Source organism: Mycobacterium sp. NGS57 (genome assembly GCF_059812405.1).
Window position 1 is genome coordinate 37764 of record NZ_JCALCP010000017.1, and the last position, 23221, is coordinate 60984.

Here is a 23221-nt window from a genome sequence, read left to right on the forward strand (position 1 = left end):
CGCATCCAAACGCGGATGGAAGGATGGCGGGGTGACTGTAGAGGCCATCCGATCGGGCGTCGACCTGAGCTTCGTCGACGCGAATTCCCGCCCCCAAGACGACCTTTTCGGCCATGTCAACGGCCGTTGGCTCACCGAGTACGAGATTCCGCCGGACCGGGCGACCGACGGCGCCTTCCGCGACCTCTACGACCGTGCCGAGGAGCAGGTGCGCGACTTGATCACCGAGGCCAGCGAGCAGGGCGCCGCCGCGGGCACCGACCAGCAACGCATCGGTGACCTCTACGCCAGCTTCCTCGACGAGGACGCCGTCGAGCGCCGGGGCCTGCAGCCGCTGCTCGACGAGCTGGCGCTGATAGACAACTGTGCCGGCGCCTCCGATTTGGCCGCCGCAATGGGCGCCCTGCAGCGCACCGGGGTGGGCGGGGGCGTCGCGATGTACGTGGACACCGACGCCAAGAACTCGGCCCGCTACCTGGTGCACTTCACCCAGTCGGGCATCGGCCTGCCCGACGAATCGTATTTCCGCGAGGAGCGCCACGCCGCGGTGCTGGCCGCCTACCCCGGACACATCGCGACGATGTTCGGCCTCGTCTATGGCGGCGGTGCCGAAGACCATGCCGACACCGCGGCCCGCATCGTGGCACTGGAGACCAAGCTGGCCGCCGCGCACTGGGATGTGGTCAAACGCCGCGACGCCGACCTCACCTACAATCTGCGCACCTTCGCCGGGCTGCGCGACGACGCGGCGGGCTTCGACTGGTCGGGCTGGGCGACGGCGCTGGGCAGCACGCCCGCAGCTCTCGCGGAAGTGGTTGTGCGGCAACCGGATTACCTGACCGCGTTCGCCGCGCTGTGGCAGAGCGAGGACTTCGAGGACTGGAAGCGCTGGGCGCGTTGGCGATTGATCCGCGCCCGCGCCCCCTGGCTGACCGAGGAGCTGGTCGCCGCGGACTTCGAGTTCTACGGCCGCCTGCTGACCGGCGCCGAGCAGATCCGGGAACGCTGGAAGCGCGCGGTGTCGGCGGTGGAGACCCTGATGGGCGACGCCGTCGGAAAGCTTTATGTGGCACAGCATTTCCCGCCGGGCGCCAAGGCGCGCATCGACACCCTGGTGGACAACCTGAGGGCGGCCTACCGGCAGTCGATCAGCGAGCTGGACTGGATGACGCCGCAGACCCGCGAGCGCGCGCTGAGGAAGCTGGAGAAGTTCACCGCCAAGGTGGGCTACCCGGCGAAGTGGCGCGACTACTCCGCGCTGGTGATCGACCGCGCCGACCTCTACGGCAACTACCGGCGCGGGTACGCCGTCAACCACGACCGCGAGCTGGCCAAGCTCGGCGGCCCGGTGGACCGCGACGAGTGGTTCATGACGCCGCAGACCGTCAACGCCTACTACAACCCGGGGATGAACGAAATCGTCTTCCCCGCAGCCATTCTGCAGCCCCCCTTCTTCGACGCCGCGGCCGACGACGCCGCCAACTACGGCGGCATCGGGGCGGTCATCGGTCACGAGATCGGCCACGGCTTCGACGACCAGGGCGCAAAATACGACGGCGACGGCAACCTGGTCGACTGGTGGACCGACGACGACCGCAGCGAGTTCGGCGCCCGCACCAGGGCGCTGATCGAGCAGTACGAGGCCTACACGCCGCGCGGGCTCGACGCGGGCCACCACGTGAACGGCGCGTTCACCGTCGGCGAGAACATCGGCGACCTGGGCGGGTTGTCCATCGCGCTGCTGGCCTATCAGCTGTCGCTCAACGGCGAGCCCGCGCCCATGATCGACGGCCTCACCGGCGTGCAGCGCGTGTTCTACGGCTGGGCCCAGGTGTGGCGCACCAAATCACGCGACGCGGAGGCGATCCGGCGGCTGGCGGTGGATCCGCATTCGCCGCCGGAGTTCCGGTGCAACGGCGTCATCCGCAACGTCGACGCCTTCTACGACGCCTTCGGCGTGGCCGAGGGCGACGAACTGTACCTCAAGCCGGACAGCCGCGTCAGGATCTGGAACTAGGGTCACCCTCCCCCGCGAGCAGACGCAAAAGCACCGCGACACGCCGTCAGACAGGTGCTTTTACGTCTGCTCGCGAGAGAGGAGTGCCCCCCGCCACCGCTTCGATGCGGGCCGGCACGTGCTTGTGCCAGGGCGTGCCGGCGTAGGGGTCGCGCCATTCGGTGGACGTCAGCGCGTTGGGGGCCACGCCCGGCACGACGGTGACCCCGTCGTCGCCGACGTAGTCGAGGCCAAAACCGTTGGGCAGCGCGGCATGTCCGGCGAGCATCGTCTCGGTGATCTCGACGCTCGCCTCCGCGGTGCCGGCCGCGGTGCTGACTCGGGCCCGTCCCCCGTCGACCAGGCCGAGTACCTGGGCGTCTTCGAGGCTGACGCGCAGCGCCCCGTCGGCGTCGCGCCTGCGCCAGGACGGGTCGCGGAAGATGTCGTTGGCGGTGTAGGCGCGCCGCTCGCCCACCGACAGCACGATGGGAAACTCCGGGGTGGTCAGCCGCGGTGGCGCGACGGCCAATGCCCTTAGGTCGTCGAGCATTTCGGGGATCTCCAGCGCGATTTTGTGGTCGGCGTGGCCGATCAGCGCGAAGTCGTCCTCGTAGCTGTGCCGGGTGAACGTGACCCCGGACGGGGTGTCGAGGATCGCGTCGAACAGGGCGTTGCCGTCGGCGTGGCCGGCGCGGCGGACCGCCTCGGGGTAGGTCATGGCGGTCTTCTGGGCCAGCGCCCACGCGGCGGCGGCGCCGGCCAGCCCGTCGGGCAGCGTCGGCCCCAGCGTTTCGTAGAGGACGTACGGAACCAGCCGCGCCACAGTCGGATTGGCGGCCACGGCACCCAGGAACGCCTCGGCGTAGGCCTGCCGGCCCCGCCGCGCGGCCTCGCGCAGCGGGCGCAGGTCGGCGTCGCCGAGCACGCCGAGCGCGCGCACCAGCCGCGCCCAGATCTCGGGTTCGGGCAGCGTGCCGGGAAGCGGCGGCAGCAGCGGGCGGCGCAATTGAAAAGCGTTGCCGGGGAACTCGAAGTTGAAGAAGGTGGCTTCCGGCTTCTCGAACTGGGATGCCGCGGGCAGCACGTAATGGGCCAGCCGGGCGGTCTCGGTCATCGCGACGTCGACGACCACCATCAGCTCCAGCGCTTTGAACGCCTCGCGGCAGGCCGCCGAGTTGGCCAGCGAGTGGGCGGGGTTGCTGCTCTCGACGATCATGGCCCGGAACCGGTCCGGGTGGTCGGTCAGGATCTCCTCGGGCACGGCATTGCTCGGCACCAGCCCGGCGATGATGGGCGCTCCGGTGACGGGTGTGCGCCCGGAGACCTGGCCGAACAGCGGCGCGAACGACGAATGCAGGTGCTGGCCACCCTTTTTCGCGAAGTTGCCGGTGAGGATCCACAGCAGCTTGTTCAGATACGAGCACAGGGTGCTGTTGGGCCCCTGCTGGACGCCGAGGTCCTCGAACACCGAGACGCTGGCGGCGGCGCCGATGCGCCGCGCCGCCGCGCGCAGCAACTCCTCGTCCACCCCGCAGCGCTGCGCGTAGTCGGCGATCGGCACCTCGCGCAGCGCTGTGCGGACGGCGTCGGCGCCGTGCACATGTTCGGTCAAAAATGCTTCGTCGCAAAGGCTTTCCTGCACCAGGACGGCTGCCAGCGCCGCCAGGCACCACGCGTCGGTCCCGGGCCGCACCCGCAGGTGGAAGTCGGACATCTTCGCGGTGTCGGTGACGACGGGGTCGAGCACGATCATCGACCGCGCCGGATCCTTGGCGATCTCGTTGAGCACCACCCGGGCCCGGGGGAAGCTCTGCGACATCCACGGGTTCTTGCCGACGAACACCGAGACCTCGGCGTGCTCGAACTCACCGCGCGTGTGACCGCCGTACAGGTGCCCGTCGACCCACGCCTCGCCGGTCTTCTCCTGCGCCAACGCGTTCGACCGATAGCGGGCCCCCAGGGCCTTCAGGAACGCGCCGCTGTACGCGCCGCCCAGGTGGTTGCCCTGCCCGCCGCCGCCGTAATAGAAGATCTTGTCCCCGCCGTAGGCGTCGCGGATGTGCTTGAACCCCTCGGCGATCTCGACGATCGCGGTGTCCCAGTCGATCTCCTCGAAGCTCCCGTCGGGGCGGCGGCGCAGCGGCGACGTCAGGCGCGCGCGGTTGTTCTGGTAATGGTCGAGCCGCAGCGCCTTGTTGCAGGTGTATCCCCGCGACGCCGGGTGCGCCTTGTCGCCGCGGATGCGGGCCAGCCGGCGGTCCTCGACCCGCACGACGATGCCGCAGTTGCATTCGCACAGGATGCATGCCGTGGACTGCCATTCGCCGGTCATCGCGATTTCCCTGCTGTCATAAGCAGATTGCGCAGCTGGCGGTGCACGAGGTCCAGCGGCGCGGGGTCGCGCCGCACCCGGGCCAGCAGGATGGCGCCCTCGAGCGCCGAGGTCAGCAGCACGGCCAGCTCGCCGGCCCGCTCGCGCGGTATGCCGTCGGCGACGAGGCGCTGCGCGATCAGGTCGGTCCAGCGGTCGAACACCGCGGCCGCGCGTTCGGTCACGGGCCCCATCCGCTCGCGGTCCTGCTGCTCGCCGGCTTCCACGGAGACCGCCGCGATGGGGCAGCCGGCGCGAAAGTCGCTGTCGAGCAACTGCCGGCGGAACTTGTCGATCAGCGTGTCCAGCAGTTCGAGCCCGCCCGCGGCGTCGGCGATGATGGCGCCGACGTGCTCGCCGGCGTAGTCGACCGCTTCGCACAAAAGCTGCGTGCGCCCGCCCGGAAAGTAGTGATAGGCCGACCCGCGCGGCGCGCCGCTGTGCTCGAGGACGTCCGAGATCGCGGTCGCGTGCGCGCCGCGCTCCCTGATCAGCAGCGCCGCGGAAACCACCATCCGCTCGCGGGGGCTAGCCATATGTATGATGCTATACATAACCCGCCGGCAAGCGAAAGCGTCCCTGGCAAATTGGGACGTTAGCCGCTACGACATCCAGTCGGCCGAGCCGTCGTTCTTCTTGTAGCTACCACCGCTGGAGTTCTTCACGATGATCGGATCGCCGGCGCCGAAGTTGTCGAAGAACCACTTCGCGTTGGCCGGGCTGATGTTGATGCAGCCGTGGCTGACGTCGCGCTTGCCCTGGTCGTCCACCGACCACGGGGCGCTATGCACGAAGTCGCCGACATTGTCGAACCGGACGGCGTCGGCGACGGTCAGCTTGTAACCGTTCGCGGAGTTGACCGGGACGCCGTACGTCGACGAGTCCATCACCACCGACGCCATCTTCTCCTGCACGTAATAGGTGCCGTTGGGGGTTTGGTGGTTGCCGTACGTCATCCCCATCGACATGGGGATGGTCTTCTCCACGGTGCCGTTGCGGGTGACGGTCAGCTGGTGGGTGGCGTCGTCGGCCGTCGCGATCAGCGTGTCCCCGGTCTGGAAGCTGGACACCGTGCCACCGGCGTCGACGGTCACCGCGGTGTGGGCGGGCCAGAAACTCAGCGGCCGCCAGCGCAGCTGGGTCGGGGTCATCCAGTAGAACTTGCCCGGGACCGGCGGAACGGACGACACGTGCACCGCGTTGATGGCCGCGCCCGCGTCGTCGACGCGCCCGGGGAAGTTGATGATGATCGGCTGGGCGACGCCCACCGTGGAGCCGTTCTTCGGGACGAACGCGGGCGGCCCGAACGGCGCCGCGCCCATGAACGGCGTCGGGTCCTGCCCCGCGGCCGGCCCGGCGGCCACCGGTTGCGCGCCGGGGAACGGCAGTGGCGGCGGCGCCAGCGGGTCGGCGGGCGGCGGGGGCGCGGCCAGCGGGTCGGGCGGCAGCGGCGCGGGCGGCGCGACGACGCCGGGGTCGCCGGGGTCGCCGGGGCCCGGCTCCGGGTCCGCCAGCGCGGGGACGGCGCTCAACACCGCCACGAAGGCCAGAATCGAGGCCAGCCCTGCCGCCTGCCCGGTCGCCTTCAAAGCCGCGAACTTCCCGCCCGACATATGCATCCCTCCAGTCGCTATCTGGAAATAGTCTGGCATAGCGGGCGCCCCAGCTACCTCTGCAACGGGCGGCGAGCACCCGAGAAACTCCCGAACGGCAGCGCTGACCTGCCCAGCTATGAATTGCGTGAACTTGGCGGAGCAACGCTGCTGTGAACGCCCACCAGCTGCCGGTTGGCCGCCATGCCGGCCAGCGCGGCCGCCATCAACCCCGCCGAGGCGGTCAGCATCAGCGCGACGCTGCGCTCGTACAAAAGCCCACCCGCCAGCGACCCGGCCATGATGCCGACCTGGAACGCCGTCACGTACAGCCCCGATGCCCCGTCCGGATCGTCGGCGCCGTTGCGCATCGCCGCGGATTGCAGCATCGGCGACACGGCGGTGGCCATCGCGCCCCACAACACGATCGCGGCCGTCCCGATCAGGGCCGTCACCGCGGCGGGGCCGACGCCGAACGCGAGCGCGGCGAGCACCAGGAACGCCGTCGTGAGCCCCGCCATGCACAGCACGACGGCGCTCTTCGGCCGGCGGTCCATGGACCGGGCCACCAGACCCACGGCGAGCACCCCGGCGGCGCCGTAGGCCGCCAGCACCCAGGCCAGGGTCGGCCCGCGCACGCCGACGACGTCGCGGATGACCACCACGATGTAGGTGTACGACACGAAATGGCCGGTGACCCCGATCATGGTGATGACGCTGACGACGATCAGCGCGCGATTGCGGTGGTGGCGCGCCCGCGGACCCACCCACTTGAGCTGGTCGGCGGACAGCACCATCTCGGGCAGCAGCAGCCGGGCCGCCACCGTGACCACGGCCGCGGCGACGGTGACGCAGACCGCCGCCAGCCGCCATCCCCACATCAGGCTCATCGCGGCGGTCAGCGGGCTGCCGATCACCAGCGCGAGGCTGGTTCCGATATAGATCGACATCGTGGCGCGCCCGGCGTGGCTCGGCGGCACCAGGCGGGTGGCGATCGGGGCGATCACCGACCACAGCAGCCCGTGGGTGATCGCGCACAGCACCCGCCCGGCGGCCAGCACCGCGAAGTTGGGCGCCAGCGCCGAGATGAGTTGCGAGACGGTCAGGCAGACCAGGCTGACCACCAGCGCGCGCCGGCGCGGCCAGTGCGCGGTCCAGCGCACCAGCGGGAACGTCGAGAGGGCGGCCACCAGCGCGTACCACGACAGCAGGGTGCCGACGGCGACCACGCTGACGTGCAGGTTGCGGGCAATCGCGGACAGCGCGCCCACCGGCAGGATCTCGGCGGTGACATAGGTGAAGGCCGCCGCCGCCAGCACAGCCAGCTGCGCGGCGATCCGTGGGGTCCACGTTCGCGCAGCGGTGGTGGTGGCGGTATCCACAGTCATGGCGGTCATCGGTCGGGTACGCAATCAGCCGGTCAATGCTGCTGGCTATACGCGCTGCACCTAACCGTACGCACCGCAACAATAAGTTCCCGCAGGTTTGCGGTTCAACACGCCCATCTTCTGGGCGGTCAGGAACGCACCAGGCGCGCGATGGCGGCGGAGGCCTCGGCGAGCTTGTTGTCGGCGTCGCTGCCGCCCTCGGCCACCGCGCGGGTGACGCAGTGGCTCAGGTGCTCGTCGAGCAGATTCAGCGCCACCGAACGCAACGCGCTGTTGGCGGCGCTGATCTGCGTCAGGACGTCGATGCAGTACTTGTCGTCCTCGATCATCCGGGCGATGCCCCGGACCTGTCCCTCGATGCGCCGCAGCCGCTTGGCATAGTTGTCCTTCTGCTCCGAGTATCCGTGTGGCTCCGACGTCCCAGTCATATCCCCATGGTACTAGGTACCCCGACGGGGTATACCCGCAAATATTGGCTTGGTGGCGCCGCGCATACTTGCACGATGGCCCCCGACATCAAACCCCGTAGTCGTGACGTCACCGACGGCCTGGAGAAGGCCGCCGCCCGTGGCATGTTGCGGGCCGTAGGCATGGGCGACGAGGACTTCGCCAAGCCACAGATCGGGGTCGCCTCGTCCTGGAACGAGATCACGCCGTGCAACCTGTCCCTGGACCGGCTGGCCAAGGCGGTCAAGGAAGGGGTGTTCTCGGCCGGCGGCTACCCGCTGGAGTTCGGGACCATCTCGGTGTCCGACGGCATCTCGATGGGCCACGAGGGAATGCACTTCTCGCTGGTGTCGCGCGAGGTGATAGCCGACAGCGTCGAGACGGTCATGCAGGCCGAGCGCCTCGACGGCTCGGTGCTGCTGGCCGGGTGCGACAAGTCGCTGCCGGGGATGCTGATGGCCGCCGCGCGGCTGGATTTGGCGGCGGTGTTCCTCTACGCCGGCTCGATCCTGCCGGGGGTGGCCAAGCTGTCCGACGGCACCGAGCGCGAGGTCACCATCATCGACGCGTTCGAGGCGGTGGGCGCGTGCGCGCGCGGGCTGATGCCGCGTGAGGACGTCGACGCCATCGAGCGCGCCATCTGCCCCGGCGAGGGCGCCTGCGGCGGCATGTACACGGCCAACACCATGGCCAGCGCCGCCGAGGCCCTGGGCATGTCCCTGCCGGGCAGCGCGGCGCCGCCGGCCACCGACCGCCGCCGCGACGGGTTCGCGCGCCGCAGCGGCCAGGCCGTCATCGAGCTGCTGCGCCGCGGCATCACCGCCCGCGACATCCTCACCAAGGAGGCGTTCGAGAACGCGATCGCGGTGGTGATGGCGTTCGGCGGGTCGACCAACGCGGTGCTGCACCTGCTGGCCATCGCCCACGAGGCCGACGTCATGCTCTCCCTCGACGACTTCAGCCGGATCGGGTCCAAGGTGCCCCACCTGGCCGACGTCAAGCCGTTCGGGCGCCACGTCATGTCGCACGTCGACCACATCGGCGGCGTCCCGGTGATGATGAAGGCGCTGCTGGACGCGGGCCTGTTGCACGGCGACTGCCTGACCGTGACCGGAGCGACGCTCGCCGAGAACCTGTCCGCCATCGACCCGCCGGACCCGGACGGCAAGGTGCTGCGCGCGCTGGACAACCCGATCCACCCGACCGGGGGCATCACCATCCTGCGCGGGTCGCTGGCCCCCGAGGGCGCGGTGGTCAAGTCGGCCGGCTTCGACTCCGACGTGTTCGAGGGCACCGCAAGGGTTTTCGACGGCGAGCGGGCCGCGCTGGACGCCCTCGAGGACGGCACGATCACCGGCGGCGACGCCGTGGTGATCCGCTACGAAGGCCCCAAGGGCGGGCCCGGGATGCGCGAAATGCTCGCGATCACCGGCGCGATCAAGGGCGCCGGCCTCGGCAAGGACGTCCTGCTGCTCACCGACGGCCGGTTCTCCGGCGGGACGACCGGCCTGTGCGTGGGACACATCGCGCCCGAGGCGGTCGACGGCGGGCCGATCGCCCTGCTGCGCGACGGCGACCGCATCCGGCTCGACGTGGCCGGCCACACCCTCGACGTGCTGGCCGACCCGGCCGAATTCGAATCTCGGCGAAGGGATTTCAGCCCTCCCCCGCCGCGCTACAAGACCGGTGTGCTGGCCAAGTACGTCAAGCTGGTCGGCTCGGCCGCGGTCGGCGCGGTCTGCGGCTAGAAATCAGGCGTGCGTGGCCGCCTCGCGCGTGCGCATGCCGAAGTAGGTGGCGTTGAGGCCCAGGAACGTCAGCAACGCGCCGGCCACGACGTTCGACCAGACCATGCCGCCCGTCAGCGCCACGTCCGGCAGGATCCACAGCGACACGATCACCCACACGCCGAGCACCGGCAGCGTCCAGGTCATGCCGTGCGCGCGGTCGAGCGTCGTCGCAAACCCGTATGCCAAGAACGCCACCGCGATACCGACGATGAGGTTCGACGTGGCGAGCGACCCGGTACCGCTGAATCCCACGATCCACGGTGACGCGGCCACGTACAGGCCCGTCAGCAGCGCCAGCCCGAAGGTGACGTGCGCACTCATCGACTCGGCGACGCGCTCGTAGCGCGCGCGCAGAGCCAACAAATCCGGGTGGTGATCGATTGATGAGTGGACTGTAGTCATTTTGTGACCTTTCTGTTATGCGGCAAGCCTTTTGAGCCGGCCGCAACCCATCATCTGCTGCCCAGATTACGCTCGATCGCCGTGTGCCAGCAACGAAAACGCGGGCCGCGCGCAGTTCCCCGAACGGGCGCCGAATGTGGGCCCCAGGTAGGCGATCTGCCCCGACTTCGTCCATCGGCCCCACACTCGCGAAACTGGTTTCGCGAGTGTGGCGTAACGTGACAGGACATGGACCTCGCGGACCGGCTGCGGCTGGATGTTCCCGTAGGACAAGCCGGAATGGGCGGCGGGCTGGCCGGCGCATCGCTGGCCGCCGCGGTCGCCAACGCCGGCGGCCTCGGAACGCTGGGCATCACCACACCGCGGCAGCTGCGCGCATCGATAGACCAGGTGCGCGAGCGGGCGCCGGGCCGCGCCGTCGCGGTAAACCTGTTGCTGCCGTTCGTGACTCGCCGGCACGTCGCGGTCTGCGTCGACACCCGCGTCGACGCCGTCGTGCTGGCGTTCGGCGACAAGCGCGGGCTGGCGCGGCACCTGCGCGACGCCGGGATCTTCGTGTTCGCGATGGTCGGTACCGAGGCGCAGGCGCGCGCCGCGATCGCTTCGGGGGCAGACGGTTTGATCGCCCAGGGACGCCAGGCCGGCGGCCACCTCGTCGGGACGATGCCCGCCCTGGAGTTCTTGCCGCACGCGCTGGCGGCGGCCGGTGGGCGTCCGGTGTTTCTGGCGGGTGGCATCGCCACCGCCGCCGACACCCGCGCCGCGCTGGACGCCGGAGCCGACGGCGTCATCGCCGGCACGCGGTTCCTGCTGACCCACGAGGCCGACGCCAACCGGGAGTATCAGCAACGAATCATGCGGGCGGACAAGACCCTCGAGACAAACCTGTTCGGCCTGAGCTGGCCGCTACGCCACCGGGTGGTGCCCAACGCCGCCACCGACCGGTGGTGCCGCCGCGACGGGCGGGCCCGCGCGCTCCCTGCCGCCCTCAACGCGGCCAGCCGCCCACTGTCGGCGCTGGGCTATTTCGACGCGGGCGCGCTGATGCGCCTGCAGTCGCCGTCGCTGCCGTTCTTCACGCCGCTGGCGCCGGTCGCCGGCGTGCCCGATTCCTGGCTGGACAGCGCCGCCCTGTATGCCGGCGACACGGCGCTGCGGATCGGCGAGGTCACCTCCGCCGGGCGGGCCGTGGCCGACCTCACCCCGCGCTGAAACCGCTACCGCACCAACGCCATTGCGAACCCGTCCCAGTGCTTGGCCCCGACGGTCTGGATGGCCGCCGTGTCCAGCCGCGGGTGCTCGCCCATCGCCTGCAGGGCCTCGCGCGTCGCGCGCACCCGGATGTCGTCGGACTCCGGCTCGAGAATCCGGCCGTCCCGAATCACGTTGTCCAGCACCACGACCGCGCCGGGGCGGGCCAGCCGCACCGCCCACTCGAGGTAGGCGATGTTGTTCTCCTTGTCGGCGTCGATGAACACCAGATCGAACGGCGCGCCGGTCAGCGTCGGCAACGTGTCCAGCGCGGCCCCGACCAGCACCTCGACCCGGTCGGCCACGCCGGCCCGGTGCAGGTTGGCCCGCGCGACCTCGGCGTGGCCTGGCTCGTATTCCAGCGTGACCACGCGCCCCTGCGGACCCACACCCCGGGCCAGCCAGATGGTGCTGTAGCCGCCCAGCGTGCCGATCTCGAGGACGCGGCGCGCCTGGATCGCACCCGCGAGCAGGCAGAGGAACTTGCCCTGCTGCGCCGAGACGGCGATCTGGGGCAGCCCGGCCGCGTCGCTGGCCTGCACCGCCGCGGCCAGGGCCGGGTCGTCGCCGAGCAGGGTGCCGTCCAGAAATGCGTCGACGTCCGGGGGAGTCGGTTTCTGGGTCATGCCGCCAAGATTAGCCGCCGCCCTTTACGGCATACCCGTATGGGGTATATAGTTCGGGGTGTCCACGAAACCGGGAAGGGTGATTCGACATGACGAACTACGAAGCGGGGACCGAGCTCACCTGTGGCCACGAGGGCTGCGGGTGTCGCGTTCGCATCGAGGTTCCCTGCCATTGCTCGGGCGCGGGTGAGCCCTACCGCTGCACGTGCGGCGACGAGCTGACCCCGGTCAGGTAGCCACCGCGGCCGGTCGCGCGTTCGGGCCTCGTTCAGCGCCCGAACGCGCGGCCGGCAAGCTCTAATTCGGCCGTGAGCCGGAACGCGACCGCCGAGACTCCCACCGCCAGCGCGTAACCGCCCGGCTCGATGCGCCAGCATCCCGCGGCGCCGTCGTAGCCGGCGAGCAGGCGCGGATCGGCCTCGATGGTGACATGCCGGGTAGCGCCCGGTTCCAGCTCGACCCGCTCGAATCCCAGCAGCCTCAGGCATTTACCGCCCGGGCCCGCCGTCAGGTACAGCTGCGGCACGTCGGCGCCGGCCCGATCGCCGGTATTGGTGACGCTGAAACCGACGCCGACGGTGTCACCCCCGCTGACCACCAGGTCGCGGTATTCAAAGCCGGTGTAGGACAAGCCGTGCCCGAACGCGAACATCGGCGCATGGCCGCGTCGCGCGAACCAGCGGTAGCCGACGTCAGCGCCCTCGAAGTAGTCGATCGTGGTGGGTGTCCCCCACGGCACGCCGGGCTCGGGTAGCTGCGGACGCGGCGTCTGGCCGAGATCGGCGGGGAAGGTCATCGGCAGCCGCCCCGACGGATTCACCCGTCCGGCAAGGATTTCCGCGATCGCCCGGGCGCCGGCCTGGCCCGGGTACCACGCCTGCACGACGGCGGCCACCGAGTCCCGCCAGGGCATGGCCACCGGGTTGCCGGTCTGCAGCACCACGACGGTGTTCGGGTTGGCCGCCGCCGCGGCGGCGATCACCGCGTCCTGGCCCCAGGGCAGCGCGAGGTCGGCGCCGTCGAAGCCCTCGCCTTCGGCGCGGACCGCGAACACGATCGCGACGTCGGCCGACCGGGCCGCTCGCGCCGCCTCCGCCGGCACCGCGCCGGGGTCGAAGTCGATGTGCGCCTGGGGCAACTGTTTTCGCAATTCGTCGAGCGGGCTCGACGGCAGCAGGTACAGGCTGCGCAGCCCGGCCTCCAGGCCCGTGCCGCCGATCGGGATCACCGCGGCGTAGCCGCCCGGCGGGACGACGGTGCTCGACCCGAAGCCGGCCGCGACCCCCAGCTGCGCGTAACCGCCGATGACGGCGACGCGCGCGGTCGACCCGGGCGCCAGGGGCAGTATCCCGCGGTTGGTCAGCAGCACGATGCCCTGCCGGGCGACCCGCAACGCAATCTCGTTGTGCGCGTTCATGTCCGGTTCGGGCGCGGTGTTGGCGCGGTCGACTCCGACCGCGAACATCGACCGCAGGATCCGGCGGACCATGTCCGACAGGCGCGCCCCGGGCAGCCGCCCGTCGGCGTGGGCGGCGCGCAGGCCTTCGCCGAACGCCTCGGCCTGCCACAGCAGCGCGTCGAGCTGCGCGCCGCACTCCTGGTCGAGGCCGGCCAGCGCGCACTCCCAGCGCGGCGTCGCTCCCCAGTCGGACATCACCCAGCCGCGGTAGCCCCAGGCGCCTTTCAGCACCTCGTTGATCAGGGCGCCGTTTGCGGCGGCGTAGTCGCCGTTGACCTTGTTGTAGGCGGTCATCACGGCGCCGGGTTGCGAGCGCTCGATGGCGATCTCGAAGGCCAGCAGGTCGGATTCGCGGTGCGCGCCGGGGTCGATGACCGCGTCCACGAAGTGCCGGTTGGTCTCGTTGCAGTTCAGCGAGTAGTGCTTGACGGTCGAGATGACGCCGTGGCGCTGTATTCCGATCACCGTCTCGGCGGCCATCGTCGCGGTCAAAAGCGGGTCCTCGGAAAGGTATTCGAAGTTGCGGCCGTTGCGCGGGTCGCGCGCGAGGTTCATCGCCCCCGCGAGCTGCACGTTGAAGCCGCGGCTGCGCGCCTCGCGGCCGATCACGCCACCCGCCTCCCGTGCCAGCGCCGGGTCGAAGCCGGCGGCCAGCGCCAGGCCGGCCGGCAGCGCGGTGGCCGTGTCGCCCGGGCGGTAGCCGGGGTTGGTGACGCCGAGGCCGGCGTCGCTCATCCGCAACGCCGGGACACCCAGCCGCGGAATCCCGGGCACGTACCCGGCGCTCATCGGGACCCCGGGTGGGATGCGCTCGTCGCGCAGCGGCCACAGCTCCCCGGCCCCCATCACCCCGACGATCAGCGTGAACCGCTCGTCGTCGGTCATCCGGGACTCGACCTCGCGCGCCCGGGCTCCGGCATCGTCGGGGTCGCTCACCGCACACCCTCTTTGGCGAACACCACCCGCAGCACGTGCCCGAGTTCGGGTCCCATCACCCGCTGCGTCAGCTCACACAGCGTGGCGACGAACTCCGGGCCGTGCGCCGGCTCCGCGCGGCACAAATGATGGGCCACCTCGTGCAGCACCACCAGCTCGCGCAGCGCCCAGCCGGCGGTGCCGCGGTCGGGGACCGCGATAGTGCCCGCGCCGTCGCGGTTTTCGTAGTGCGCGGCGGTGGCGGCGCGCCGCGCCCGCACCCGCAGCGGCGCCACGCCCGGCCAGCGTTGCCGCACCGACGGCAGCGCGAGCACGTCGTCGACGTAGCGCTGCACCGAGGCGACCGACCCGAACCGCGCCTCCGGGGGCAGGGTCAGCTGCGTGCCGAAGAACTCCACGGCGGGGGACGCGTGCTCGGCGGCGCGGTCGAACAACGTCCGGACGAACTCCTCGGCCGCATAAACCTTGGCGCGCTGCGAGTCCCGGACGCCGTTCACCGGCCCAATGCGCTCCGCGCGCCGGGCAGCTCGGGGCTGTCCGAAAGCCGGGCCCGCCGGCCGGCCCGGTCACCCGCGCGGCGCGCCTTCGACGAGTACCCCGCCGACGCCCGATGGGCCTGCCAGGTGCCGCGCGCCTGCGAGGTGCTGCGGTAGTGGTCGCGCAGCTCGAGCTCCTTGTCCCGCAACGCGATCGCGGTACCCGGCGGGCGTCCGCGGTCCTCGGTGGCCTCACGGGTGGCCTCGTCGCGCGCCTCGGCCAGCCGCTGACCGACGCGGGCGCCGAAGGCGAGCTGGAAATTGAGCCGGGCGGTGATCGTCGGCGTGGGCCGGTGCTCACCCGAGGCGAGGTAGGTGTCCGACGCCCGCACCATCTGGACGACGAGGCTGGCGTACAGGGCGTGGGTGGCGTCGATGTCCTCGGCGAACCCGTAGGCATAGACGAACGTCGAATTGGACGCGATGTCACAGCGCACGTCGTTGGCGGCCGCGATCACCACGAAGAGCTGCACATAGGTGCGCAGGCCCTTGCTGCCCGCGGCGCCGATGGTGATGGTCCGCTGGGTCGGCGCCTGCGCCGCCGAGCGCTTGGCCGCGTGCGAGCGCGCCACCGCCAGGTCGATGGACGACGCCGTCGCCAGCCGCTGCGCGGCGCTCATGAACGCCTCCGCCTCGTGCGCGTTGTCGGTGCCCTCGGCCTGACGCAGCAGCGCCGCGATGCGGGACAGCATCTTGTCGTCGGTCATGGCGCCAAACCTACGGGAGGGTCACGACAGTCAGACCCGGTCGGTGATCCACGAGACCACGTCGCCCAGCACCTGATCCTGCTCCGGCTCGTTGAAGACCTCGTGGTAGAGCCCGGGGTATACCTTCAGCTCGACGTCGGTGGATCCCACGCACTGCACCAGGCGGCGACTGCCGTCGAGGGGGATGAGCCGGTCGTCGGAGCCGTGCACCACCAGCAGCGGCGCGGTCAGCGCCGGCGCCCGCCGCGGCATGGTCTCGCCGACCTGCAGCAGCGCGCGCCCGACGCCGGCCGGGACCTTCCCGTGGTACACCAGCGGGTCGGCGTTGTAGGCCGCCACCACGGCGTGATCGCGGGAGATGGCGTCGACGTCGAGTTCCTGCACCGGAAGGCCCGGCACGACGACACCGAGCACCTTGGCCGCGAGCACCATCAGCGGCGACACCAGGTCCTGGGCCGCCACCGCCGGCGCCGAGAGCACCATCAGGTCGTAGTTGTCCGGGCGTTCCACTCCGTAGGCGAACACGATCCCGCCGCCCATGCTGTGGCCGACCACGATGCACTTGAGGCCGTGATGCTCGCGGCCGGCGATGCCGACCAGGGTGTCGAAATCGCCGGTGTACTCGGAAATGTCCCGCACCAGCATCCGCTTGCCGCCGGAGCGGCCGTGCCCGCGGTGATCCAGCGCGTAGGTGACCAGCCCCGCGGCGCCGAAGCACCGCGCGACGTGGTCGTAGCGGCGGGCGTACTCGCCGAGGCCGTGGGAGAGCACGACCACCGCCCGCGGCGCGGTGTCGGGCGTCCAGACGTCGTAGACGATGCACACGCCGCCGACACCGTCGAAGCTCCGTTCAGTGCGCGTAGTCATCACGGGCAGAGTATCGGCTCGCCGGGCGCGGGTGTCAGAGGCGGTGCGTAGGCTCTTGCGGGTGAGCGTGCTGGCAGAAAGCTCCGATGCCGATTTCTCGGCCCATGCCGAGCCCTACCGGCGCGAACTGCTCGCGCACTGCTACCGGATGACCGGCTCGCTGCACGACGCCGAGGACCTGGTGCAGGAGACGCTGCTGCGGGCCTGGAAGGCCTACGACCGCTTCGAGGGCAAGTCCTCGATGCGGACCTGGCTGCACCGCATCGCCACCAACACCTGCCTGACCGCGCTGGAGGGCCGCGCGCGACGGCCGTTGCCGACCGGCCTGGGCGGGCCCAGCTCGGACCCGACGGCGGAGCTGGTCGAGCGCCGGGAGGTCCTTTGGCTAGAGCCATGGACGGACCGGCCCGACGGCACGGACGACCCGGCGGACCCGTCGGTGATCGTGGGGTCACGCGAGTCGGTGCGGTTGGCGTTTGTGGCCGCGCTGCAACACCTTTCGCCCCGCCAGCGCGCGGTCCTGCTGCTGCGCGACGTGCTGCAGTGGCAGGCCTCCGAGGTTGCCCACGCGCTCGGCACCACCACGACCGCCGTCAACAGCCTGCTGCAGCGGGCCCGCGCCCAGCTGGACACCGTGCGGCCCAGCTCCGGCGACCGGCTGACGCCGCCGGAATCGCCCGAGGCGCAGCACCTGCTGGGCCGCTACATCGCCGCGTTCGAGGCCTACGACATCGACCGGCTGGTGGACCTGTTCACCGCCGATGCGATCTGGGAAATGCCGCCCTTCACCGGCTGGTACCGCGGCGCCCGCGACATCGTCACCCTCATCCACCAGCAGTGCCCCGCCGAAGGCCCCGGCGACATGCGCCTGCTCCCGCTGGTCGCCAACGGCCAGCCCGGCGCGGCGATGTACATGCGCGCGGGCGACGTGCACGTGCCGTTCCAGCTGCACGTGCTCGACGTCGCCGACGGCCGGGTGTCGCACGTGGTGGCGTTTCTCGACGACACGCTGTTCGCGAAATTCGGCCTGCCGGAGGCACTATGAGCCCATCCCCCGTCGTCACGCCGGCGCCCGGCAAACCGCTGCTGCTGCTCGGCGCGTTCGACATCGGCGACCTCGGCTACGCCGCCGAGGAGTTCTTCGTTTCCGGCACGGCCACGTCCTTCGCCCCGGACGGCGACCTCGGCCCCGACGGCGCCTGGACCGTAACGCCAAGCGCCACGGCCGAATACACGACGCGGATGGTGGCGCTGGCACCGACCGACCCGACGCAGTTCAACGGGACCGTGCTCGTGGAATGGCTCAACGTGAGCGGCGGCATCGACGCCCCGGCCGTGTGGATGATGGCGCACCGCGAGATCCTGCGCGCCGGCTATGCCTACCTGGCGGTCTCGGCGCAGAAGGTCGGCGTCGACGGCGGCGCGAGCCTGCTCGGCATCGACATGTCCCTCAAGACCCAGGACCCGGCGCGATACGCGAGCCTGAACCACCCCGGCGACGCGTTCGCCTTCGACATCTTCTCCCAGATCGGCGACCTCGCCCGCACTGGTGTGCCCGGCGGGCCGCGGCCGCGGCGGGTCGTCGGCATCGGCGAATCGCAATCGGCGGCCATGCTCACCAGTTACGTCAACGCCGTCGATCCCCTCGCCCGGGTCTACGACGGCTTCCTGGTGCATTCCCGCTTCGGGCCGGCCGCCCCCCTGGACGGCACCTCGCTGATCGCCGACCTGGAATCCTCGAGCGGGTCGCAGGCCGCGGTCCGGTTCCGTCCGGACCTGCGCGTCCCGCTGCTCACGGTCATCACCGAGACGGACCTGTTCGGCCGCGTGCCGCTGGGCTATTACTACGCCCGGCAACCCGACACCGAATGCCTACGGGTGTGGGAGATCCCGGGCGCCGCGCACGCCGACAACTACACCATCCAGGTGGCGCCGATCGACGACGGCTCGGCGCCGCTCGACGCCATCGTGGCGGCCTACGCGCCGACCAACATGCTGATGGGCCAGGAGCTGGGGCACTTCATCAACTTTGCGCCGCAGCACCATTACGTGGTCCAGGCGGCGCTGGCCGCGCTGACCGACTGGGTCGAAACCGGCGAGCCGGCGCCGACGGGCCAACCGATCGCGGTGCGCGACACCGACCCGCCCCGGCCCGCTCTCGACGCCGACGGCGTCGCCGAGGGCGGCATCCGGACACCGTGGGTGGACGTGCCGGTCGCCCGGACGTCCGGGATCGTCGCCGAGGACAACATCATGGCGTCGATCTTCGGCTCCGGCGAGCCCTTCGACACCGCGACGCTGCGCCGGCTCTACCCCGGCGGCGCCGGGGAGTACCTCGAGCGGTTCACGGCGTCACTCGACCGCGCGATCGGCGCGGGTTTCATCCTGGCGGCCGATCGCGCCGAGATCCTCGAGCTCGCCGCGGCCACCTACCGGGCCTAACGGCCCCGCTGACTCTGCGCTCATGGCGCGACCCACTCGCACTTTCGCGCCATAGACGCAGAGTCAACGCCTACGAAAACAGCCGGCTGTCCGGCGACGGCCCGGGCACCGGGCGGACCAGGCCCGCCCCGGTGACCAGCGGCAGGTCCAGGGCGGATAGCAGGCCCGGTGCCGCCGCGCACACCGCGGGGATGGCGTTGACCATCCGCGACGCGCCGGCGATGCGCGCGCCGAGGTCGTGGTCACGGTCCTCGGCCATCTCGAACTCGCAGCGCATGGCCGGCGATCCCTCGATCTCGACGCGATAGAGCCCGCGCCCGGAGGCCGGGCCGTAGCCGAGGTCCTTCGGCGCGATGGAGATGTTGGGCTGCGGCCAGTCCGGCGCGATGTCGTCGCGCATCCGGGTCACGTGGTCGAGCACGAACGTGGGCTTCTCGCCGACATACCCGGTCAGCGTGGAGCGCATCGCCGCGATCGTCCCGGCCGCGATGTGGCCCGTGGGCGTGTCGAAGGACTCGGCGGCCGGGACGCGTTCGTTGCCCTCCTCGATCCGGTCGATCGTGACGCCCAGCCCGAGGGCGAGCTGGTGCAGCACCGGCCCCCAGCCGAAGGTGAAGATTCCGGGCTGGGCCGCGAACGCCGCGTAGTCCGGTGGCCGCCCGAACCCGAGGATCTCGTAGACCGCAGCCTTGTCCGGGTAGGTGGCGTAGTTGAACATCTCCGTGACCCGCACCGAGTCGATCACCCGGGCCACCCCCGAAAGCACCAGCGGCAGCACGTCGTTGGCGAACCCGGAGTCGATCCCGGTGGTGAAGAACGAGGCGTCTCCGTCCAGTGCGGCCCGCCGCAGCGGGTGGGTGAGCGCCGCGCCCGCCTCCCCCAACCCGTCGGGGAACACCAGCGGCACCACCGAGCACGACACCACGTTCTTGCCCGCCCGCAGGATCGACGCCATGTCCCCGACCGCCTCGAGCGGCCGCAGGTTGGCGCCGGCGGCGTACACCACGACGTCGGCGTCGCCGGCGAGCATCGCCGCCGGGTCCTGGGTGGCGATCACCCCCACCGGCGCGATCCCGCACAGTTCTCCGGCGTCGCGGCCGGCCTTGGCGTCGCTGTGCACGACGACGTCGACCAACTCCAACTGCGGATGGTCGATCACGCCGCGCAGGGCGATCACGCCCATCGAACCCGGCCCCCACACTCCCACCTTGAACACGAAGCTCTCCTATTATTAGGACGTGATATCTGAGATTTTGGACGGATCGTAGGGAGCTTCGCATGGCCGAGTCAACCGCCAAGTCGCCGCCCACCGCGCGGGTGATGGATGTGCTTGGGACGCTGGCGGATTCACCGCACGGGCGCACGTCGGCCGAGGTGGCCAAGGCCTGCCGGATCAGCACCTCGACCTGCGCGCTGGTGCTGGCCGAACTGGAACGACGGGCCTGGGTGGCGCGGCGCGAGGACCGCCGCTACGTGCTGGGTAGCGGCCTGCTCGGCCTGGTGCACGGGTTGCGGGCGCAGTTTCCCCTGCTGGACCGCGGGCGCGACGCGCTGCGCTTTTTGCACGACGCGCTGGGCGCGGGCTGCTCGATGTCGAAGATCGGTGACCGCCACCTGAGCACCGTCGACGCGGTGGGCCACGGCACCGACGGCGAGCACGCCGTCGGCCAGCGCTTCCCCATCGACCCGCCGTTCGGCCTGGTCGCCATGGCCTGGCGCGACGACGAATTCGTCGACGTTTGGCTGCACCGCGTGCTGCCCCGGCTGACGCGCACCGAGATCGCCCACCATCACCGCGTGCTGGCCGACATCCGGGCCCGCGGCTACGGCGCGTGGCGGTTCGACGACACCCACCAGTCGCTGCATCACCGGCTGGCCGACCTGCTGGCGTCGCTTCAGCCCACCGCTCAGGTGACCCGCCAGCTCACCACCCTGATGACCATGGTGACGCTGCAGTCGGTCACCGATGTCCTGGAAACCCAATTGGCGGCAACGGAATTCGTCGTCCTGCCGATCTTCGGCCAGGACGGCCAACCGGAGTACCAGATCGAGATCCACCTCGGCCGGTCGGCCGGGCTGACCCTGGCCGGGCTCGACGCCGCGCTGCGCCGCGCTCAGGCCATGCTCACGGTGGGGATCGCCCATTAGGCTGGTTTCATGGCCGCCACCGTGGAGATCCGCCGCGCGGCCGACCGGGCCGCCACCACGACTCCGTGGCTGACCTCGCGGCATTCGTTCTCGTTCGGCGACCACTACGACCCCGGCAACACCCATCACGGGCTGCTCCTGGTCAACAACGACGACATCGTGGCGCCCGCAGCGGGATTCGACACGCACCCGCATCGGGACATGGAGATCGTGACCTGGGTCCTGCGCGGCGAGCTGACACACCAGGACTCCGCCGGCAACCACGGCGTCATCTATCCCGGCCTGGCCCAACGGATGTCGGCGGGCAGCGGGATCCTGCACTCGGAGCAGAACGAGTCCGCCGACGAGCCAGTGCATTTCGTGCAGATGTGGGTCATCCCCGACGAGACCGGCGTCGCCCCGGGCTATCAGCAGCACGAGATCGGCGACGCGGAACTGTCGCGCGGCGCCCTGGTGACCGTCGCCTCGGGCATGCGCGGGTACGACTCGGCCATCCGCGTGCACAACCGCGCCGCCGCACTGCACGCCGCACGGTTGCGACCCGGCGCCGCGGTCGACCTGCCGCCGGCGCCCTACCTGCACCTGTTCACCGCGCGGGGTGCGGTGACCGTGGAGGGGATCGGCGACCTGCACGAGGGCGACGCGCTCCGCTGCGCCGACGCCGACGCCCGCCGGGTGACCGCGAGCGCGCCGTCGGAGCTGCTGATCTGGGAGATGCACACGCGGCTGGGCGGCTGAGGTGATCCGGCCGACACCCGGGGACCACATAGAGTTGGCCACGACAGACAGGAGCCCGCATGTCTCAATCGCAGCCGCGGCACGCGGCGCCCAACCCCAACCGGAACTTCAGGGCAATTCGGACGGTGCGGTTCTGGGCGCTGCCGGTCGTCGTCACGCTGGCGCTGATGTCGGCGCTGTGCGCGCTGTATCTCGGGGGCATCCTGAACCCGACGACCAACTTGCGGCATTTCCCGATCGCCGTGGTGGACGAGGACGCCGGCCCGTACGGGGGGCAGATCGCCGACGGCCTGGCCGGCGGGTTGGACAAGACCAAGTTCGACGTGCGGGTGGTGTCGCGCGACGAGGCGAAGCGGCTGCTGGACACCGCGAAGGTGTACGGGGAGTTGGTCGTGCCGCCGTCCTTCTCGTCGAACCTTCGTGAGTTCGGCGCCAGCGCGGTCACGCCCGGCCATGCTGCGCGGCCCTCGGTCACCATCGCCACCAACCCGCGGGCGGGCACCCTTGGCGCCAGCATCGCCGGCCAGACCCTGGCCCAGGCCATGGCCGTCGCCAACGGCAAAGTGGGCCAACGACTTACGGCCGACGTCGCGGCCCAGACCGGTGGCGCGCCGCTGACCGGCGCGTCGGCGCTGGGCCTCGCCAACCCCATCGAGGTCAAGACGAGCGTCTACAACGCATTGCCCAACGGCACCGGCAACGGGTTGTCGGCGTTCTATTTCGCGCTCTTGCTGTTGCTGGCGGGCTTCACCGGCAGCGTCGTGGTCAGCACGCTGGTGGACGCGCTGCTCGGCTACGTACCGGCGGAATGGGGCCCGGTCTACCGCTTCGCCGAGCAGGTCAAGATCTCCCGGTTCCAGACGCTGCAGCTCAAATGGGCCATCATGGTGCTGCTGGGGATGCTGACGTCGGCGGTGTACCTGGCCATTGCGCACGGGCTGGGCATGCCGATCCCGCTCGGCTGGGAGTTGTGGGCGTTCGGGGTGTTCGCGATCATCGCGGTCGGCATCACGTCCAGCTCGTTGCTCTCGGTGCTGGGCTCGATGGGCCTGCTGGTCAGCATGCTGATCTTCGTGATCCTCGGGTTGCCGTCGGCCGGCGCCACCGTCCCGCTGGAGGCCACGCCGCCGTTCTTCCGCTGGCTGGCCGAGTTCGAGCCGATGCACCAGGTCTTCCTCGGGGTGCGCTCGCTGGTCTACCTCGACGGCCGCGCGGATGCCGGCCTGTCCCAGGCGTTGTGGCTGACGTCGGTCGGGCTGGTGATCGGACTGCTGCTGGGCGGCATCGTCACCCACCTCTACGACCGCAAGGGCTTTCACCGGATCCAGGGCGCGGTCGAGTTGGCGATCGCCGAACAGCATCAGGCGCAGCACAAGGCTCGCTTGAGCAAGCGCGAGGTTCCCGCCGCCGGTGTAGGGGCCGCCGCCCCCGCCGAGGGCACCGGCGAAACCCCAAGCGAGCAAACGTAATTCGAGTGCGGCCCAAGCGTCACGCGTTCGTTATCTAGTTTGACAGTGTTACT

General features: G+C 70.8%; 21 protein-coding genes. 9 read left to right on the top strand and 12 right to left on the bottom strand.

The window, feature by feature from the left end:
* Positions 1-31: 31 nt before the first annotated feature.
* Positions 32-2017: a M13 family metallopeptidase gene (locus AC5Y43_RS23645; protein WP_499976645.1), complete on the top strand. Its 1986-nt coding sequence runs from the start codon at positions 32-34 to the stop codon at positions 2015-2017.
* A 46-nt stretch (positions 2018-2063) separates the two neighbouring features.
* Here AC5Y43_RS23645 and AC5Y43_RS23650 read toward each other — a convergent pair whose 3' ends face one another.
* The 5 genes from AC5Y43_RS23650 to ricR all read right to left on the bottom strand — a co-directional run bounded on the left by AC5Y43_RS23650 (position 2064) and on the right by ricR (position 7778).
* Positions 2064-4331 (bottom strand): molybdopterin-dependent oxidoreductase, encoded by a 2268-nt coding sequence (locus tag AC5Y43_RS23650; RefSeq protein ID WP_499976647.1) that lies wholly within the window; start codon positions 4329-4331, stop codon positions 2064-2066.
* Complete coding sequence (locus AC5Y43_RS23655) at positions 4328-4906, bottom strand: TetR/AcrR family transcriptional regulator (RefSeq protein WP_499976652.1); 579 nt, start codon at positions 4904-4906, stop codon at positions 4328-4330. Before AC5Y43_RS23655 ends, AC5Y43_RS23650 begins: the two co-directional genes overlap by 4 nt.
* Positions 4907-4972: 66 nt before the next feature.
* Positions 4973-5983 (bottom strand): L,D-transpeptidase, encoded by a 1011-nt coding sequence (locus AC5Y43_RS23660; RefSeq protein WP_499976656.1) that lies wholly within the window; start codon positions 5981-5983, stop codon positions 4973-4975.
* A 116-nt stretch (positions 5984-6099) separates the two neighbouring features.
* The gene (locus AC5Y43_RS23665) at positions 6100-7359 is read right to left on the bottom strand and encodes an MFS transporter (RefSeq protein ID WP_499976659.1); all 1260 of its coding nucleotides are present in this window, start codon (positions 7357-7359) and stop codon (positions 6100-6102) included.
* Between the two features lie 119 nt (positions 7360-7478).
* Positions 7479-7778, bottom strand: a complete 300-nt coding sequence (gene ricR / locus AC5Y43_RS23670; protein ID WP_499976661.1) for a copper-sensing transcriptional repressor RicR — start codon at positions 7776-7778, stop codon at positions 7479-7481.
* Between the two features lie 75 nt (positions 7779-7853).
* Between ricR and ilvD the strand changes: the two genes are divergently transcribed.
* Positions 7854-9545 (top strand): dihydroxy-acid dehydratase, encoded by a 1692-nt coding sequence (gene ilvD / locus AC5Y43_RS23675; RefSeq protein WP_499976664.1) that lies wholly within the window; start codon positions 7854-7856, stop codon positions 9543-9545.
* Between the two features lie 3 nt (positions 9546-9548).
* Here the strand turns inward: ilvD and AC5Y43_RS23680 are convergent, their stop codons facing one another.
* Complete coding sequence (locus AC5Y43_RS23680) at positions 9549-9989, bottom strand: SPW repeat protein (RefSeq protein WP_499976666.1); 441 nt, start codon at positions 9987-9989, stop codon at positions 9549-9551.
* Positions 9990-10217: 228 nt separating this feature from the next.
* Here AC5Y43_RS23680 and AC5Y43_RS23685 point away from each other — a divergent pair, with 228 nt between their 5' ends.
* Positions 10218-11201, top strand: coding sequence for a nitronate monooxygenase (locus AC5Y43_RS23685; RefSeq protein WP_499976668.1), 984 nt, complete (start codon positions 10218-10220; stop codon positions 11199-11201).
* Between the two features lie 5 nt (positions 11202-11206).
* Here the strand turns inward: AC5Y43_RS23685 and AC5Y43_RS23690 are convergent, their stop codons facing one another.
* On the bottom strand, positions 11207-11866 hold the full coding sequence (locus AC5Y43_RS23690) for an O-methyltransferase (protein WP_499976671.1): 660 nt from the start codon (positions 11864-11866) through the stop codon (positions 11207-11209).
* An 89-nt stretch (positions 11867-11955) separates the two neighbouring features.
* Here AC5Y43_RS23690 and mymT point away from each other — a divergent pair, with 89 nt between their 5' ends.
* On the top strand, positions 11956-12102 hold the full coding sequence (mymT, locus tag AC5Y43_RS23695; RefSeq protein ID WP_499976673.1) for a copper-binding metallothionein MymT: 147 nt from the start codon (positions 11956-11958) through the stop codon (positions 12100-12102).
* Between the two features lie 32 nt (positions 12103-12134).
* On the opposite strand, the gene AC5Y43_RS23700 is transcribed toward mymT, so the two are convergent.
* Genes AC5Y43_RS23700 through AC5Y43_RS23715 form a run of 4 tightly spaced genes read right to left on the bottom strand, consistent with a single transcriptional unit; the run spans position 12135 to position 16374 of the window.
* On the bottom strand, positions 12135-14261 hold the full coding sequence (locus tag AC5Y43_RS23700) for a beta-glucosidase (protein ID WP_499976675.1): 2127 nt from the start codon (positions 14259-14261) through the stop codon (positions 12135-12137).
* Positions 14258-14758 carry a TIGR04338 family metallohydrolase gene (locus AC5Y43_RS23705; RefSeq protein WP_499976677.1) on the bottom strand — a complete coding sequence of 167 codons (501 nt, stop codon included), beginning with the start codon at positions 14756-14758 and terminating at the stop codon, positions 14258-14260. Before AC5Y43_RS23705 ends, AC5Y43_RS23700 begins: the two co-directional genes overlap by 4 nt.
* A complete protein-coding gene (locus AC5Y43_RS23710) occupies positions 14755-15504 on the bottom strand; it encodes a DUF2786 domain-containing protein (RefSeq protein WP_499976679.1) in 750 nt (249 codons plus the stop codon). The genes AC5Y43_RS23705 and AC5Y43_RS23710 overlap by 4 nt, the downstream gene beginning before the upstream one ends.
* A gap of 30 nt (positions 15505-15534) precedes the next feature.
* A complete protein-coding gene (locus AC5Y43_RS23715) occupies positions 15535-16374 on the bottom strand; it encodes an alpha/beta hydrolase (RefSeq protein ID WP_499976681.1) in 840 nt (279 codons plus the stop codon).
* Between AC5Y43_RS23715 and AC5Y43_RS23720 the strand changes: the two genes are divergently transcribed.
* Positions 16322-17416, top strand: coding sequence for a sigma-70 family RNA polymerase sigma factor (locus AC5Y43_RS23720; RefSeq protein ID WP_499976683.1), 1095 nt, complete (start codon positions 16322-16324; stop codon positions 17414-17416). The two genes, AC5Y43_RS23715 and AC5Y43_RS23720, sit on opposite strands and share 53 nt — an antisense overlap.
* Positions 17413-18813, top strand: coding sequence for an alpha/beta hydrolase domain-containing protein (locus tag AC5Y43_RS23725; RefSeq protein ID WP_499976685.1), 1401 nt, complete (start codon positions 17413-17415; stop codon positions 18811-18813). Before AC5Y43_RS23720 ends, AC5Y43_RS23725 begins: the two co-directional genes overlap by 4 nt.
* A gap of 70 nt (positions 18814-18883) precedes the next feature.
* Here AC5Y43_RS23725 and AC5Y43_RS23730 read toward each other — a convergent pair whose 3' ends face one another.
* Positions 18884-20029 (bottom strand): NAD(P)H-dependent amine dehydrogenase family protein, encoded by a 1146-nt coding sequence (locus AC5Y43_RS23730; protein ID WP_499976687.1) that lies wholly within the window; start codon positions 20027-20029, stop codon positions 18884-18886.
* 62 nt (positions 20030-20091) lie between these two features.
* On the opposite strand from AC5Y43_RS23730, the gene AC5Y43_RS23735 reads away from it, so the two are divergent.
* The 3 genes from AC5Y43_RS23735 to AC5Y43_RS23745 are packed head-to-tail and all read left to right on the top strand — an operon-like array spanning position 20092 to position 23168.
* Positions 20092-20961 (top strand): MarR family transcriptional regulator, encoded by an 870-nt coding sequence (locus tag AC5Y43_RS23735; protein WP_499976689.1) that lies wholly within the window; start codon positions 20092-20094, stop codon positions 20959-20961.
* Between the two features lie 9 nt (positions 20962-20970).
* Positions 20971-21699, top strand: coding sequence for a pirin family protein (locus AC5Y43_RS23740; protein WP_499976691.1), 729 nt, complete (start codon positions 20971-20973; stop codon positions 21697-21699).
* Between the two features lie 59 nt (positions 21700-21758).
* A complete protein-coding gene (locus AC5Y43_RS23745; RefSeq protein WP_499976692.1) occupies positions 21759-23168 on the top strand; it encodes a YhgE/Pip domain-containing protein in 1410 nt (469 codons plus the stop codon).
* The last annotated feature ends 53 nt before the right edge of the window (positions 23169-23221 follow it).

Bases quoted from the DNA above. Each gene is read 5' to 3' on its own strand.
- AC5Y43_RS23665 (WP_499976659.1), bottom strand. From the start codon at position 7,359: ATGACCGCCATGACTGTGGATACCGCCACCACCACCGCTGCGCGAACG.
- AC5Y43_RS23650 (WP_499976647.1), bottom strand. From the start codon at position 4,331: ATGACCGGCGAATGGCAGTCCACGGCATGCATCCTGTGCGAATGCAAC.
- AC5Y43_RS23735 (WP_499976689.1), top strand. From the start codon at position 20,092: ATGGCCGAGTCAACCGCCAAGTCGCCGCCCACCGCGCGGGTGATGGAT.
- AC5Y43_RS23660 (WP_499976656.1), bottom strand. From the start codon at position 5,983: ATGTCGGGCGGGAAGTTCGCGGCTTTGAAGGCGACCGGGCAGGCGGCA.
- AC5Y43_RS23720 (WP_499976683.1), top strand. From the start codon at position 16,322: ATGCACACGCCGCCGACACCGTCGAAGCTCCGTTCAGTGCGCGTAGTC.
- AC5Y43_RS23745 (WP_499976692.1), top strand. From the start codon at position 21,759: ATGTCTCAATCGCAGCCGCGGCACGCGGCGCCCAACCCCAACCGGAAC.
- AC5Y43_RS23725 (WP_499976685.1), top strand. From the start codon at position 17,413: ATGAGCCCATCCCCCGTCGTCACGCCGGCGCCCGGCAAACCGCTGCTG.
- AC5Y43_RS23690 (WP_499976671.1), bottom strand. From the start codon at position 11,866: ATGACCCAGAAACCGACTCCCCCGGACGTCGACGCATTTCTGGACGGC.
- AC5Y43_RS23685 (WP_499976668.1), top strand. From the start codon at position 10,218: ATGGACCTCGCGGACCGGCTGCGGCTGGATGTTCCCGTAGGACAAGCC.
- ricR (WP_499976661.1), bottom strand. From the start codon at position 7,778: ATGACTGGGACGTCGGAGCCACACGGATACTCGGAGCAGAAGGACAAC.
- ilvD (WP_499976664.1), top strand. From the start codon at position 7,854: ATGGCCCCCGACATCAAACCCCGTAGTCGTGACGTCACCGACGGCCTG.
- AC5Y43_RS23680 (WP_499976666.1), bottom strand. From the start codon at position 9,989: ATGACTACAGTCCACTCATCAATCGATCACCACCCGGATTTGTTGGCT.
- mymT (WP_499976673.1), top strand. From the start codon at position 11,956: ATGACGAACTACGAAGCGGGGACCGAGCTCACCTGTGGCCACGAGGGC.
- AC5Y43_RS23740 (WP_499976691.1), top strand. From the start codon at position 20,971: ATGGCCGCCACCGTGGAGATCCGCCGCGCGGCCGACCGGGCCGCCACC.
- AC5Y43_RS23655 (WP_499976652.1), bottom strand. From the start codon at position 4,906: ATGGCTAGCCCCCGCGAGCGGATGGTGGTTTCCGCGGCGCTGCTGATC.
- AC5Y43_RS23710 (WP_499976679.1), bottom strand. From the start codon at position 15,504: ATGACCGACGACAAGATGCTGTCCCGCATCGCGGCGCTGCTGCGTCAG.